Here is a 15932-nt window from a genome sequence, read left to right as displayed (position 1 = left end):
AAATGAAGCGTGTTTGCGTCATCGTTCATTGACACAAGCAGGCTTCATTTTTAGTAGTTCCTGTTACCCGACGCGCTTTCCAATAATAATGAGGTCGCGCTCTATGCCGTCCAGCTCGGCAATACCGGGCAGGTGCGCCCAATTCTCAAAGCCGAAGCTGCGAAATAGTTTCAGGCTAGGTTCGTTATGCCCGAAAATAAAGCCGAGCAGTGTCCGGAGTCCAAGCCGCGGACAAGCATCGATAGCGTGCTGAAGCAAGTATCGCCCGATACCTTGACCGCGAAAAGCTTCGTCGATGTAGATACTAACTTCGGCCGTTGCGTTGTAGGCTGGGCGTCCGTAAAAAGATTGGAAGCTGAGCCAGCCGCTTATCTGCGCATTGCTTTCCAAGATCCATAAAGGCCGGAAATCAGCAGAGTGCTCATGAAACCACCCTTCACGGCTGGCTACAGTAACCGGTTCGGTATCTGCGGTAACCATGCGTCCAGCGACAGTTGAATTATAAATGCGCACGATCTGAGCTAAATCCTCCAGATTCGCATCGCGAATCGTTAATTTAGTTGTATTCATTCCGTGATGTCCCCCGTAACATCTCTTAATTTCAACCAAAATCGGCTGATTGTTTCTAATCCCTTGTCCCAGTTCTCCAAGTGGAAATGCTCGTTGGGCGCATGCAGGTTTTCACCGGGCAGCCCGAATCCCAGCAGTACAACGGGGGCATCAAGGATTCGCCCAAGCACTTCGATAATCGGGATGGATCCGCCGCTGCGCGTATAGACCGGCCATTGACCGTAAGTATCTTCATAGGCTTGGGCAGCAGCTACCATGACGGGTTCATCGATGGGAGTAATGAACGGATTCCCGCGCAATTGACGATCTAGGCTGATTTTGACGCCAGAAGGCGTATTTGCGTGAATATGAGCTTCAATAGCATCCATGACTTTGTCTGGCACTTGTGCGGCAACGAGCCGGCAAGCAATTTTGGCAATGGCGCGATTCGGGATGATCGGTTTGATGCCTTCGCCTTGAAAACCGCCGCTAATCGTAGTAATTTCAAGTGTCGGCCTAGAGGTCGTCTGTTCGTAGAACGAGAATCCTTTTTCCCCGTATAAAGCGTCTAGCTGGAGATCCCTGAGAACCTTGTTCTCATCGGGCTCTACTAGCTTGAACGCTTCGCGTTCTTTCTCCGAGAGCTCGATGACGTTATCGTAAAAGCCTTCTACGGCAACATGTCCATTGTCATCATGGAACGTACTGAGCAATTTCGATAAAGCATGAAGCGGATTTTGCACGGCGCCGCCAAACAGGCCGGAGTGAAGATCGCTGTTAGCGCCCTCAACGATAATTTCGAAGCCGGCAAGACCCCGAAGCCCATACATAAGAGCTGGTTTGCCAGGTCCTTGCATTTGCGTATCGGAGAGTGCAATGAAGTCCGCTTGCAGTTTGTCCTTGAATGTATCTACGAAAGGCGGCAAATGTTTGCTGGCAATCTCTTCTTCGCCCTCGATGCAAAATTTCACGTTGATCGGCAAGCTTCCTTTCGTCCGCAGGAAACCCTCTACGGCTTTTACATAAAGCAGAAGCTGGCCTTTATCATCGGTGCTGCCACGGCCAAACAATTTGCCCTCGCGGATAACCGGTTCAAATGGGGGCGTTGTCCAGAGTTCGAGCGGCTCAGCAGGCTGTACATCATAATGCCCGTAAATGAGAACTGTCGGTTGACCTGGCGCATGCAGCCAATCGGCGTAAACTACAGGATGTCCACCCGTCGGCATGATCTCGATGTTCTCAAGACCAGCCTGCTTCAACGAAGCTGCCGCCCATTCTGCGCAGCGAATCATGTCCGGTTGGTGTTCGGCAACAGCGCTAATACTTGGAATGCGCAAAAATTGCATCAATTCCTCTATGTGATGGTCCCGTTGTTGTTCGTAATACGACTTTAAAGTTTCGATCATGTGCCTATCTCCTTCTTGAAAGCAAAAAATGATGGTGCCTTTGTTAAAGTTCCCTAAAAATGAGAAAAATCCTGCCACTGGTTAATTAAACCTTGCCAATTGTGTCCGAATTTTGCATAACGCGGTTATGGAGGCATAGCCATGAAGAAAACCGTCCGATTGTCGGGCGGTTTTTTGTCGATTTATGGAAATAGTAGGTGAAAGGGATTGATAGATTATCCATTTAATAGTATAAATTAGTATATGCAGCCAATTCTATCAAGCTTTCATGTTATGGTTAGCTTATTTTCAGCAAATTTTCAGTTTCGTGGAACCTTTTCGAATGCTGCTCCGTCTATTTTAGCATACAGTTTGGAAATGAAAGGGAGGTTTATACGTGGCCAGCTGGTTTCGTAAAAAAAGTATGAGTACTTTGGAAGCTACTGTAAAGGAAGACGATCTACATCAAGATCCTCCTCCCTCTCAGCTCATCCTATCCACAGATCCCTTGTTGACGGTCCGCGGTGTGCAGCGCTCCTTCCATGTTGGCAATCAAAAGCTCGATGTGTTGAAGGGTATCGAAATGGAACTGCTTCCCACGCAGCTTGTGATGCTGAAGGGCCGTTCAGGTTCAGGCAAAACGACACTGCTCAACTTGATTGGCGGATTGGATCAGCCGAATGAAGGCGAAATCGTGTTTCAAGGTTACCCCTTCCACCGCTGCAGCGATAATGAGCGAACGCATATTCGGCGGAAGGAGATTGGATTTATTTTTCAATCTTTTGCTTTAATGCCGCTTTTGTCCGCATGGGAAAATGTGGAGCTGGCTTTACGTATGGCGGGTACGCCTCGCTCTCAATGGAAGCCGCGCGTAACGCATTGCCTGGAGCTTGTCGGTCTCGGAAAAAGGATGCATCATCGTCCCTTCGAGCTATCCGGCGGTGAGCAGCAGCGTGTTGCGATCGCTAAGGCGATCGCTCATAGGCCTTCGCTTATTTTGGCGGATGAGCCGACTGCGGAATTGGATTCGCAGATGGGCGCACAGATTATGTCTGTGTTCCGAAATATTATCGAGACAGAACAAGTAACGATTTGTATGACGACCCATGACCCTACGATTTTGGAGGTTGCTGATCATGTTTACGAAATGGTGGACGGAAGATTCGTCTCGTAGTAGAACGATGAAGCCTTTAGCTGCACTTATTGTATGTTCTACGCTGATTTTCTCCTCTGGGTGCTCTTTGCTGCCCAAGGAACAGGAGGAAGAGGCGCTTCCGACGATTAACCCGCCGAAACTTTCCAAAAAGCCTGAATATGTGGTGAAAACCGACACGTTGGAAACGAAAGTGCGGGGTACTGGACGTTTGATGGCTTTACAGGAGGAAAAGCTGTTTTTCTCCGAAGACATGACGGGTAAACGGATCAGTGCGCTGCTCGTAAAAAATGGCGATGCGGTGGAAGCTGGACAGCCGATTGCAGAGCTTGATGTTTCCGATATGGATAGCGATCTCAAACGTAAACGATTGCAAACCCGCAAGGATGAGCTGACGATGATCGAGACGCTGCGTAAAGCGGATGAAATGACGCCGGATCAAATTGAACAAGCGAAAATTGATTTCGAATTGAAGCGGGAAGAGTTAAGTAAACTGGAGACGGGTGTTAGTAAAGCAAAGCTATTGGCTCCCTTCAGCGGAACGATTGTAAGTATGACCGCCAAGAAAGGCGATACGGTGAAGTCGAATGAGTCCGTGGGGACTCTGGCTGATTTAAATCAATTGACCGTTGCTGCCAGTATTACCGCTGATGACGCGAAAAAAGTGGCTGTTGGCATGGAGGTCGTCGTGGATATTAACTCTGCCGGCCAACACAAAGGCAAAGTAAAGCTGTTGCCTAATCCGCAAGCGAACACGAATAATGGGAATGGGGGCTTTAATCAGGGGGACGGCCAAGGAGGGCAGCAAGATTCCATTGACAACTATCTTGTTGTTCAATTAGACGAATTTCCGCAAAGCTTGAATCGGGGAACACCGCTCAGCATCACGATCATTACGCAAAGAAAAGAAAACGCGACGATCATTCCGCTTGCTGCTCTTCGTTCCTATTCCGGACGCAATTATGTGCAAGTCATTGATAATCAAGGCAACAAGAAGGAAGTGGACGTGGAAATCGGCCAGCAGACTTCGACGGATGTCGAGATTGTCAAAGGGTTGACGGCGGGACAGAAAGTAGTGGGTCGATAATGTCCATGCCGATGCTGCGGTTTTTATTTCGGAAAATGTGGAATACCCGCTGGCTGACGCTCAGCACGCTGCTGGGGCTAGTGATGGCCGTCGCCTTCACAACCAGCATACCGATGTACGCAGACGGATCGCTCAAGCGGGTCGTAGCCAAATCGCTTGAAGAGAAAAGCAGCGGATTGCCAGCAGGTTCCCTGCTTATCCGGTATCAAGCTGTTGGTTCGGATCGCGCAGGGTTAGATGAACTGAACGACGTCAATGTGTATATCCAGGATCAGATTCCGAAGGATATCGGGTTCCCGCAAGATGCTTACGCTAAAACATATACGATTAAAGGGTCTCAGTTAACTCCGGTTGATTCGTCAAAAGTGGATCCAAGCAAACGGCGGCAGATGACCCTCTCTTCCTTAAGCGGACTTTCGGATCATGTGGAATGGTCCATGGGGCAGATGGCCTCAGACAAGACTGAGGGCGGCGTCATAGAAGCTGCTGTGCTGGAAGAAGCGATGTATCGGAACGATTTGCATGTGGGAGATGTATTCAGTTATTCAACTTCCGGAGCAAGCGGGAGTCAACTGCTGAAAGTAAAGATTGTCGGTTCTTTCAAGCCAAAGAATGAAAATGATCCCTACTGGTTTCAAGGGTTAGAGGGCTTGGTCAATTCGCTCATTGTCAGTGATGAGCTGTTTACCAGAACGTTGTTGACGGAGAAAAAACTTCCGCTCCAGCTTGCGAATTGGTATTACGCTTTCGATTTGCGGGAAATCCAGACGAGCCAGCTCTCGGGGCTGGGGAATCGGCTTGAACGATTGGATATCAATTTGTTCCAAAAGCTGAAAAATACAAAGGTAGACGTGTCCTTTCAGCCAATTTTAAACGATTTCAAAGCGCAAAGCATCCAAATGCAGATTCTGCTGTTTACTTTGGCGGCGCCAATGATTGCGATGGTTTTCTATTATATCGTCATGAATGCCAGACAATCACTTGATCGTCAGCGAAGTGTGATCGCCGTCCTGCGAAGCCGTGGCGGTAGTACGAAACAGATTGTAGGCATTTACTTCCTTGAAGGCGTAGTTTTAGGCATGATTGCTTTAATTATCGGTCCATTCATCGGGTGGTTCATGGCCAAAAGCATCGGTTCTTCGAGCGGGTTCCTGACGTTCGTAGATCGGAAAGCCATACCTGTCGGCTTCACGTCAGAAGCGATGCTGTATGGCGGACTTGCAATTGTCATCGCGATTCTGGCGAGTGTGATTCCAGCAGTCGTCTTCGCGAGATCATCGATCGTGAACTACAAGCAGCAGCTTGCGCGATCAGATCGTGCGCCGATGTGGCAGCGTTGGTTTCTGGATATTGTGCTGCTGGGTGTAGTTGGTTACGGCTACTATTTATTTGATCAACGCCAGCTGCTCTCCGTGCAGACCGGAATGACAACGGACCAGCTTCAGGTGCATCCGCTGCTGTTCTTTGTTCCGGCGCTTTCGATATTTGCGCTGGGCCTTTTCTTCCTGCGGATCTTCCCGTGGCTGCTGCGTCTGTTTGGCTGGCTCGGGCGCAGATTCCTGCCCGTCCCGCTCTATCTGACGCTTGCGCAGCTGTCCCGATCCGCCAAGGCATATTATCCGCTCATGCTGCTGCTCGTTCTCACGCTGGGCCTCGGTGTTTATAATTCCTCGGCAGCCCGTACGATCGATCTGAATTCGACGGAGCGGACGCTGTATCAATACGGCACCGACGTCGTGCTGCAGACGGTATGGGAAGGCTTCTCCGATGATCTGCCGAAAGATCCAAACGCTGGCGGCAAAGGTGCAGGGCAGGGAGGTCAAGGCGGTGGAACCGGCGGCGGTTCCGGATCAGGAGGAAACAGCGGTTCTGGTGCTGGAGGCGGGCAAGGCGGCGGCGGTGCTAAGCCTGGTGAAGAGACGCCGACCAAGATTCGCTACGTGGAGCCTCCCTTCCAGATGTTCCGCGATTTAGAAGGCGTTGAGGCAGCAGCGCGTGTGCTGCAAACTAAAGGAAACGTCGTTGTTTCGGGCAAATCTACCGGCCAAGGCATGGTGATGGGCATCGACAATGTCGACTTTGCCAAAGTGGCCTGGTTTCGGCCGGATCTGTTTCCGGCGCATCCGAATCAGTTTTTGAACTTGCTGGGCACCTATGAGCAGGCCGTCATCATTCCTTCAAATTACGCAAGCAAGTATGCGCTGAAAGAAGGCGATCTTCTTTCCATTACGATTCAGCAACAGCCTGTGGAATTCGTCATTGTTGGCATTTTGCCTTATTGGCCGAGCCAATATCCGGACCAGACGCCATTTTTCATAACGAATTTAGAATATTTATTCGATCAGGCGCCCATTGCCCCATATGAAGTTTGGCTGAAAATGAAGCCAGAGGCCAAGGTCACGCCAATTGTTAACGCGCTGCAAGCCAAAGGTATTGAAATCGCTTCTGTCAAAGATGTTCGCAATGAATTGATTACACAGAAGAAACATCCAGCTCGTGGTGGCGTGTTCGGAATTCTAAGCTTAGGGTTTCTCGTTTCGGTTATTGTGTCATTGATAGGTTACATGTTGTATTGGTTTTTTAATTTATCCAGCAGAGTCGTACAGTTCGGCGTTCTTCGTGCGATGGGCCTATCCCGCAAACAGCTGACTGGCATGCTGCTTCTCGAGCAGGGCTTTACCGCGGGGCTCTCGATTGCTTTAGGTATCGGGATCGGTAAACTGACGAGCTATTTCTTTCTTCCGTTTTTGCAAACTTCAGAAAATGTGAAGACGCAAGTACCGCCATTCCGTGTCGTTTTCGACTCCAAAGACACGTATCAGCTCTACTTCGTCGTCGCTTTCATGATGCTGACCGGCGCTACGCTTTTGTTCCTTCACATCCGCCGATTGCGCGTTCATCAAGCTGTGAAGCTAGGAGAGGAGAAATAGCCCATGATCACATGCGATGGCTTAGTGAAAATCTACAAAACCGACGATATCGAAGTCGTAGCTCTGCAAGGGCTTAATATTCACATCGATTCTGGCGAGTTAATGGCGATCATCGGAAACAGCGGCAGCGGGAAGTCCACTCTGCTTAATATTTTAGGCGGACTGGATCGTCCATCAGCGGGTCAAGTCAGGGTCGGCGATTGGGATTTGCTCAAAATTACCGATAAGCAGCTCGTAGAATACAAGCGTAATACGGTAGGCTTTATATGGCAAAATAACGCGCGCAACCTGGTCTCTTACTTGACCGCGCTTGAAAATGTGGAAATGCCAATGATGCTAAGCGGCAAGTACGATCGTCCATACGCGAAACAGCTGCTCGAATGGGTCGGGCTCGGCCACCGGATGAACAACAAGCTCCAAGAACTTTCTGGCGGTGAGCAGCAGCGGGTGGCGATTGCCATATCGCTCTCAAACCGACCGCGCCTGCTGCTAGCCGATGAGCCGACGGGTTCGGTCGATACGAAGACGGCGGATCTCATTCTTTCTATTTTCCAACGGTTGAATAAGGAACTTGGCGTCACCATTGTCATTGTCACGCATGATTTGTCGATTGCCGGCAAAGTAGGACGCGTTGTGGCCATCCGCGACGGTATGACCAGTTCCGAGTTTATTGCCCGCAATCCATTAATCGCTTCTTGGGATGGAATGGGCTCTGCACATACGGGCTTAACCACTCATGCGCATGAGGAATTTGTGGTGCTAGATCGCGTCGGTCGGCTTCAGGTGCCTAAAGAGTATTTGGCCGCTTTGCAAATTAATGGAAAAGCAAGTATGGAGTTTGATGGCGAGAAGATTATGATTAAAGCGCCTAAAACATTAGATAAAAACGAAGACAGTGGACTACAATCTCAAATTGTTGGAGGAAAAGCCAAATGAAATCATTGAATCGTAAAATTCTTACAGTTTCTCTTACCTTGGCCATGGTCGCACCACTCGCTGTTGCATGCAGCAAAGGGGAGAAGGCCGACGATAAAAAAGAGCGCGTGCTCAAAATCGCAACGACGATGGGTTTTGGCGACAATGACGAATATTTCCGTCAACAATTTACGGAAATATTTGAATTCGCCAACCCGAACATCAAGATAGAAATCATTCCGACCATGGATGATAAATATCGGTATGGCGGTACTCAGCCAGGCGAGAAGATGCCGGACCCGCTTGAAAAATTGAAGGAAGTTATGCAGGGTGACAACCCGCCGGATTTGGTTATGCTCGGATTTGAGCAGCTGCCTGAAATGATTGAAGCCAATCTGCTTACGCAGCTTGACCCGTTAATTACGAAGGATAAATTCGATACGGCTGGTATGGTTCCTGCTGTCATTGATGGCATTAAAAATGCCGGGGGCGGTAAACTGTATGCCCTGGCTCCAACATTCAGCTCGTCCGCGCTGATCTACAATAAGAAAATTTTTGCCGATGCCGGAGCCGATCTTCCTAAGGACGGTATGTCATGGGATGAAGTATTTGATCTGGCCAAACGTGTTACGAAAGGGGAAGGCGAGAATAAAGTAAGCGGCTTTTCCTTCTCCACACAGGCGCAAGGCGATCTCTTTTATGGGATGCAAACTTATACGGCTCCGCTACAATTGAAAATGTTCGATGACGCCGGCGAGAAAATGACGGTCGATACAGACCAATGGGAGAAAATATGGACGAAAATGGCTGAGCTGCAGAAGCAGAATGTATTCCCAGACCTATTTGATCCTCAGAAGCCGATGAATCGCCAATTCGATCAACAGAATCCGTTTGCTTACGATGATTTTATGTCAAGTCGTTTGGGGATGAGCATCATTAATTACGGTCAAATTCAGCAGTTAACCAATGCCAATAAAAATGCGGCCAGTTTTAAAGGCTACACACCTGTTGAATGGGATGTTGTGTCAATGCCCTCTCATCCTGAAGCAAAGGGCGTCGGTGGCTCTATTTTTATGAACGGGATTATGGGGATCAACGTGAAGGCGCAGAATTTGCCTGATGCTTGGAAATTTATCCAATTTATTAATGGCGATGACTGGGCAAAATTGAAGTCCCATAGTTCTTATAATCTGGTTTCGCGTTCCAAGTATTTGAAGCCGAAGGACGGTCAAGAGTTCCATATGGAAGCCTTCTATAACGTGACGCCGGCACCGATGGAAAACAATAACAAGATTTACCGGGAAAAGCCGCAGATTTACCAGGTTCAAGACATTGGACGCCAACAATTCGATCTTGTCATGAAGGGCAAGAAGACAGCAAGAGAAGCGCTTAAGGAATGGCAAACGCAAGGAGATGCCATGCTGAAGCAAATGAAGGAAAATCCGAACCAGCCGATTCAACAGGCTGTGCCGTTGATGAGCGGAGTGGCTGGATAAGTAAAGTCAGGAAATGGTTTCACGCGTGGCTGGGTTTTGCTTAGGCAGGACTCAGCTGTCGCTTATGTAGAAAGTTTTGCTAAAGCAAAACTCAGTATCGCTTACGAAGAAAGTTTTCTTACGAAAACTCTAAGGAGGGTCATCAAGCGAAATGAACATCAAGTTCCGAAAAACACGGTTAGCTGCAATTGCTTTATCTGCAACGCTTGCGCTTGGTGCGGTGTCGTCGCCAGTATGGGCGGATGGCAGTTCAACGGCAGTCGCTGCCTCGGTGGGTAAAGTTGACATTACTGGAAGCAGCTATTTTGAACTGAAACAGATTCATGTACTGCCTGATCAAAGCGGAAAGCTCGCGACGTTTACCGTCACAATCCATAATGAAGGCAGCAATGAGCTCCAATTTATTGACTATTGGGTGAGATTGAAAAGTAAGTCAGGCAATCAATTTTCAGCGCGTCTGCTCCCTGCGGATAAGGATAAAAACCGGGTTGCTCCGGATTCGACCACAGATTTGACTTTTTATGCAACCGTCAACAGCACGACGAACCTGCAAGATCTCGTTGTCCAATTCATTAAATGGGACTTTAGCCAGCCTAATTTTGAACGCGTGTTGGGCGAAGTAGCTGTTCCGGATTCCTACACGGATGTAACGCCTGCTGACAGCGCAGCGCTGCTTTCTATAGGCGGGACTGACGTGAAAGCCAATATTAAGAAATTTGTGAGCAATAAGAATGAGAAATATCATGTGCCAACGGTTTATTTGACACTGGAAAACGTAGGGAGTCAAGCGGTAACGATTCCTTCCTATCTGTTCTCTATCCGTACGACGGAAGGATTGCTTTATCCGCTTGAAGTTAAAGGGATCAAAGATTTGAAGATTAATCCTATGGAGAGTAAAGAAATTCAGCTTTCCGGTTCCATCCCGGTCGCCGTAGAAGCCGATAGCTGGCAGTTGACAGTGGCGGAAACGATCGCAGATCTTAAGCGGAACGTTTCTGTTGCCGCCTTTCAATTACCAGCCGTAAGCCAGGGAGATGGCGGCTCGGTAGGGAAGGAATACTCGTTCACGAGCAAATCTGGCGTGTACACGACGCAATTGAATGGTCTGCACCGGCTTCCTTGGGAAGATCAGGATATCTTATCGGCCGATTTAACGCTGAGCAACAAAGGCGACGAGTCGCTTCCGATCCCGAAGTTATCAGGCTACTTCCTTCTTGATGATGCGGTGAAAATCGATGCCAAGCTGGTTCAGACGTCTAAAGTTATTGGGCTTGGCGCTGGTTCCAGCGTTAATCTCCAGCTTGCAGGTAAAGTGCCCTATACGTATGAGTTCTCTCAAATTAAGCTTGTGCTGCAAGAGAAGGATGAAGAAACAACATCAACATCAACGTCTACAGGAACCGAATCAAGCAGTGCCACAGCAGCAGATGTACTTGAATTTTCTACGCAAGCCGAGCTTCAAGCCATTCCGTACATTGGCATGGGTCAAGCCTACACATCGAATGATGTAGGGCGCAAAGCGAAATTCGTCGTACGCAACGTTTCCACTTACGAGGATAAAACAAACATCATGTATTCAGCGATGGTTGAAGCAACGAACTTGGAGAAAAGGTTCACGAACGTGAGCAAATTAGTTGCCAATTTCCGCTCGTCGGATGGAACGGTTTTCCCTGCGACGGTTGCCGAAGTGAAAAATAAAATTAGTCCTTCAGGCAAAGGGCTGTTGAATATTTGGGCTTCCGTGCCGAAAGGATATTCAACGGCGAACTTGAGTCTATTGCTAGGCGAAGCGGTGACCGAAGGCAAGCTCTCCGAAGGCGACAAAGCGGTAGCAGACTCCTATGTAAACCCGGTTTCCTTTTGGCTGCCGGAAGAGAAGAAAGACGTGAAGCCAAAGCTGACGAATATCGAGTTGTTTCCGTATACGATCAGTATGAATAAGATCGTGACCTCGGTCGAAAACAGCACGTTCACTTTGAAATTCAATTATGAACTAACGAAGGAAAAGCTCACGGAAATCAACACCGAAGGGCATAACCTGCTGCTTGTGTTTGAGGATGGGGGCGGTATTAAGCGGTTTGAGAAGAAATTTGATTTTAAAGATTTTGACGCGATCAACGGAGAATCCACAGCGGATGAAGATACGAAGATACGTCTCGGGAAGCGAGAGAATTTCAAAATATCGCTGACCGATGAGGGTCTCATTTTCAAAACGCAATTCCTCAAACAATACACGCTGAGCATTTATGATGAGTTTCAAGGTCAACGAAAGCTGCTTGCGTCTCAGAAGATAGACTGGTTTGTTACAACGGACTGATTGATAATCTTTTATTTAATACTAATAAGCGGAGGCCTGGGGCCTTCGCTTATTAGGCTTGAAGGATAACTGTGTGAGGCAGAAGATGACAGTAATCACTTACTTATGAGAAACGAGAGATTGCGTATATGTCATAATTTCATCGACAGCTTTTAGGTACCCTCCGGTTTGAGTCATGGAATCTCCAAGGTTTCTACTATTCGTGGAATAAGACTGATCATTTAGCAATTTCTCTACAGCACTTCGTAACAAGTCAGATGTTATAGTGTCTTTCTCAAAACAGATGCCAGCACCGAATTCTACAACTCTTTTAGAAACAATAGGTTGGTCAGCGCCCTGGGGAATCATGAGTAAAGGCACACCGTTGACTAAGGCCTCTTGCACGCTATTCATACCTCCATGAGTGATGAATACGTTTGTATATTTTAATATTTCAAGCTGAGCTACTTTTTTTTCTAAACTAACATTTGGAGGGATCTCACTGAATTCTTCTAAATCGATTTGCGAACCTACAGAAATAATGATCCGCGCATTTATGTCTTTTAAGGCATGAATACATAATTTGTAAAATTCAGGCAAATTGTTGTAGATAGTTCCCATTGAGATATAGATTACTTTGCTATTGCGTACCGATTCTAAGTCGAATTCGTTTTTATCGCTTCTATGGAAGAGAGAAGGGCCAATGAATTTATAAGAATTGTCAAAGTGATCCCCGTAGGGCTGGAATTGTTTGCTTGTATACACGATCGTCAGGGCCGCGGGATTAAAAAAGATTTCGTAATTAGACTGAATCCGGATTCCGTATCTCCGTTCAATTTCTTTCATTAATTGAAGACATCTTGCGTAGATTAGGGTTCCCGCCTTTTCATCGGCATTATGCAGAAATCCCTTTTCTAAATGAAGATATTGCGTCTTGGTTAAGGCAAATGTGGTGCATGAATTAATTGAAGGCAATCTCATCGCTTTAGCGAGTAGTCGTCCACACCCGAACATAGAATCATGAATGATATAATCGAATTGGATTCCCTGCAGCTTGTCCAATACCAGGGGGAGTAAAAGCCTTCCTGAATTGAGAATAAGCTCCACTCTCTCGTAGAAATGAGTTGCCTGTTGGTTTAGAAAACTTTCTAGAAAATTGTGGTAGGTGTACACCCTGGCTCCGGTTTGTTCCACTTTCTCTTTATAATTATCCGAAGTAAAATAAATGACTTCTTCGCCGCGATTGATGAGTTCACGAACAATACCAAGGGTTGGATTAATGTGTCCCTCCGCTGGTGCGCTGATAAATAGAGCTCTTCCCATTATGCTGCTTCCTCCAAGTGTTATTTTTAAGGAGTGGATGAGGTGGGTTGGTTAATTCCATGATTACTCGGTTTTCGTAGTAAGGGTACAACTACGGTAGCGCCAATTATGCAAAAAAGAGCAGACAACGAAAAGATGATGACTAAAGAAAATACATGCATGAACCATCCGGATACACTCATTGTAATCATCATAGAGCCCATATACATCGAAGTAAGTAGCCCATTAACCCTGCCGATGTAGGTTTCTTCGGTATTTTGAAGAGTCATCGTATTTATTGATATTTGGATACAGGGGAGGACTAGCCCGCAGATGACTTGAAAAAGTAAAGTTAACCATAACTGTGTGGAGATGCCAAAGCCAAGTAAGGCAACCGAGATACAAATCATGCCGACAAGCAGCTGCTGTTGAGGGGAAACCTTTCTGGACAACCCCATTGCAAGTACCGTACCAATGATCATAGCTACACCATCAGCAGTCATTAGCCATTTCAAATACTCTTTAGGCAGCTGAAGACGGTCGGTTACGAGAAATATAAGTAAAGGTTGGATGAGACCCAGAGCGAGGCCAGTCACCATAAAGCATCCGCCAATCGTTCTTAGTGTTTTATTAGAAATTACATATTGTATACCTTGTTTCATATCTTTCCATACAGTGGTTAAAGCTTTCTCTTCAACAAATTCTCGTTTTACTGGCAACAAAGTGAGTATTCCCGCTGACAGCAAAAATGTAAAGCAAATGATGCCAACTGCTACATAAATGCCAAATTGTTGGTAGATGAATGTGCCTAATATAGGACCAAATACGACAAACATGGCATTAATGGATTGATACAGGGACATTCCCGATTGGAGCAATTGCTCCGAAACATGTGTTTTAAACAGCTTCATTCCAGCGGGTGCCGAAAATTGGGATAATATAGATGACATAAGGGTCACAATGAATATGGTTTTCCATGAACCGAATAACATAGATATCAGCACTGCAAATATAGATAGTGCACTTAGAAAATCTGACCCTATCAGCGTACGTTTAGGTTCCCAACGATCAGAAAAAGTTCCTGCTAAGATGGAAAACGCAAAGATAGGGGCAAACTCAGCCACTGAGATTAGGGATACGGCTATGGGGTTTCCATTGGTTTTCTCCATGACGAACAGCAGCACGGCAAAGTTTCTTATCCAAATGCCAAGTTGAATAAGTACATTAGAGGCAATGATGATTTGAACGAATCTGTTACTCAATAAAGAACGTATTGGATTGGTTGAATCAGTCATAATTCCCAACTTCCCGATGCGCTTAACATTTGAATTCCTGCTTTTGGAATCATATGAATAGAAGAAATAGCTGGGATGACGTGATCGCCTTTATACATGAATGGCTTGGAGGTAGCGACGATAGGGAATTTCATATGATTCTTTAAAAAATGAAAGAAAGAGGGTTCAGTTAACCCAATATATTTTTCCACATGATTGGTTTGTGAATAACGAATTAGAAGATCCATGAGTTTCATTAAATTTTCTTGAGAGCGATAATTTTTAAGTATAGACACTTTATCCAGTTCAACGGTATTCTGCGGCAACAGGAAGGGGAAATAATTTAAAATTTCAGAAGTCATGGTAACAGGTTTAAATTCTATTGTTCCTATAGGAATGTCAGCGTCATAAATGATAAAACAGTCTGATTCCAAAGATCCATATTCAACTTCGTATCCCTTTTCTCTCCAAGTTTCCTCTACAATTTGATTAAAGAGTTGCAATTCCACTTCTGTTTGAACTTGTTTCGACAAAGTTATCACTCCCCAATTTTTGTAAGACAAAACATACACTTAATGATATTATGATACTATTCGTATCAAAATATTGTTGATATTAGATGATTTTTATTGTAATATCCGTTATTGAAAGGAAAATATGGGTCGATTGTGTCCTCAGAAACCATAATATCCAAAAATAGTCGTGATTACAATGCATCTATGAAATAAAAATACAATAAAGTTTGGAATGATACATTTTGGAGAGAACTAGATTGTTTTGTATTCCATACGCGGGCGGGTCATCGGAGATCTATAGCCGTTGGAAGTCATACTTACCTGAGCATATCGAGATTCATCCTATTGAATTATCAGGAAGAGGTGCAAAAATACGCTTCCCGTTAATTGATAACATGAGTGACTGCGTCGAAAATCTGTTCTCTTATATGAAAGATTATCTGGACAAGCCATACGCTATTTTCGGTCATAGCATGGGCAGTCTGATCGCGTTCGAGCTATGTAGATATATTCAGAATTCCGGTTATCCCAGCCCCGTACATATTTTTTTTTCTGGCCGCAAAGCGCCTTCGAATGATAAAGTTTCAAAACCCATCAGTTCGCTTCCCGAACAAGAATTTATTGAGGAAGTGTGTAAATATAGCGGGAAGACAAGGAGAGCTTTGGAAAACCCTGTGTTAGCAAGCCTGTTTATTCCGGTGTTAAGAGCCGATTTCAAGCTCTGCGAAACGTACCGTTTTAAGAAAGAAAATTCGAATCTGTATTGCCCAATAAGCATTTTGTATGGCGAGGAAGATGATAGCACAGATTCGGAGGCGCTGAAGCCGTGGCAGCATTTTTCGGATTCAGGTTGCGAATATGTGCCGTTTCCCGGGGGGCACTTTTTTATAAACGATTATACAGATGAGGTTGTAAACTATGTGCTCCGAACGATGAATAGATAACCTATTGCGAAAATTTACGATAAGGGGAATGGCTTTTTTTTGGCCACAGCTCATGAGAACATCTATAAAAAAATTAAAATGCCATG

The 15932-nt window shown here is 46.1% G+C and carries 12 protein-coding genes; 7 read left to right on the top strand and 5 right to left on the bottom strand.

The window, feature by feature from the left end; all coding sequences use genetic code 11:
* Nucleotides 1-63 precede the first annotated feature (63 nt).
* Nucleotides 64-570, bottom strand: a complete 507-nt coding sequence (locus ABRS97_RS02635; protein ID WP_367811334.1) for a GNAT family N-acetyltransferase — start codon at nt 568-570, stop codon at nt 64-66.
* A complete protein-coding gene (locus tag ABRS97_RS02630) occupies nt 567-1955 on the bottom strand; it encodes a dipeptidase (protein ID WP_367811333.1) in 1389 nt (462 codons plus the stop codon). Before ABRS97_RS02630 ends, ABRS97_RS02635 begins: the two co-directional genes overlap by 4 nt.
* A 376-nt stretch (nt 1956-2331) precedes the next feature.
* Here ABRS97_RS02630 and ABRS97_RS02625 point away from each other — a divergent pair, with 376 nt between their 5' ends.
* From ABRS97_RS02625 to ABRS97_RS02600, 6 genes are all read left to right on the top strand, one after another.
* Nucleotides 2332-3108, top strand: a complete 777-nt coding sequence (locus ABRS97_RS02625; protein ID WP_483312401.1) for an ABC transporter ATP-binding protein — start codon at nt 2332-2334, stop codon at nt 3106-3108.
* Complete coding sequence (locus ABRS97_RS02620; protein WP_367811332.1) at nt 3071-4174, top strand: efflux RND transporter periplasmic adaptor subunit; 1104 nt, start codon at nt 3071-3073, stop codon at nt 4172-4174. Before ABRS97_RS02625 ends, ABRS97_RS02620 begins: the two co-directional genes overlap by 38 nt.
* Nucleotides 4175-4179: 5 nt before the next feature.
* Nucleotides 4180-7104 (top strand): ABC transporter permease, encoded by a 2925-nt coding sequence (locus ABRS97_RS02615; protein ID WP_367811406.1) that lies wholly within the window; start codon nt 4180-4182, stop codon nt 7102-7104.
* Between the two features lie 3 nt (nt 7105-7107).
* A complete protein-coding gene (locus ABRS97_RS02610) occupies nt 7108-8040 on the top strand; it encodes an ABC transporter ATP-binding protein (RefSeq protein ID WP_367811331.1) in 933 nt (310 codons plus the stop codon).
* The gene (locus tag ABRS97_RS02605) at nt 8037-9515 is read left to right on the top strand and encodes an ABC transporter substrate-binding protein (protein WP_367811330.1); all 1479 of its coding nucleotides are present in this window, start codon (nt 8037-8039) and stop codon (nt 9513-9515) included. The genes ABRS97_RS02610 and ABRS97_RS02605 overlap by 4 nt, the downstream gene beginning before the upstream one ends.
* 151 nt (nt 9516-9666) lie before the next feature.
* Nucleotides 9667-11832 carry a hypothetical protein gene (locus tag ABRS97_RS02600; RefSeq protein WP_367811329.1) on the top strand — a complete coding sequence of 722 codons (2166 nt, stop codon included), beginning with the start codon at nt 9667-9669 and terminating at the stop codon, nt 11830-11832.
* A gap of 99 nt (nt 11833-11931) precedes the next feature.
* On the opposite strand, the gene ABRS97_RS02595 is transcribed toward ABRS97_RS02600, so the two are convergent.
* Genes ABRS97_RS02595 through ABRS97_RS02585 form a run of 3 tightly spaced genes read right to left on the bottom strand, consistent with a single transcriptional unit; the run spans nt 11932 to nt 14920 of the window.
* Nucleotides 11932-13134, bottom strand: coding sequence for a macrolide family glycosyltransferase (locus ABRS97_RS02595; protein WP_367811328.1), 1203 nt, complete (start codon nt 13132-13134; stop codon nt 11932-11934).
* A 26-nt stretch (nt 13135-13160) separates the two neighbouring features.
* The gene (locus ABRS97_RS02590; RefSeq protein ID WP_367811327.1) at nt 13161-14408 is read right to left on the bottom strand and encodes an MFS transporter; all 1248 of its coding nucleotides are present in this window, start codon (nt 14406-14408) and stop codon (nt 13161-13163) included.
* Nucleotides 14405-14920, bottom strand: a complete 516-nt coding sequence (locus ABRS97_RS02585; protein WP_367811326.1) for a hypothetical protein — start codon at nt 14918-14920, stop codon at nt 14405-14407. Before ABRS97_RS02585 ends, ABRS97_RS02590 begins: the two co-directional genes overlap by 4 nt.
* A gap of 239 nt (nt 14921-15159) precedes the next feature.
* Between ABRS97_RS02585 and ABRS97_RS02580 the strand changes: the two genes are divergently transcribed.
* A complete protein-coding gene (locus ABRS97_RS02580) occupies nt 15160-15846 on the top strand; it encodes a thioesterase II family protein (protein ID WP_367811325.1) in 687 nt (228 codons plus the stop codon).
* Nucleotides 15847-15932 lie beyond the last annotated feature (86 nt).

It is taken from the genome of Paenibacillus tabacirhizosphaerae (assembly GCF_040812395.1).
Lineage (GTDB): Bacteria > Bacillota > Bacilli > Paenibacillales > NBRC-103111 > Paenibacillus_E.
Note: the sequence above shows the minus strand (reverse complement) of the source record. Positions and strands in the feature narration are given on the sequence as shown.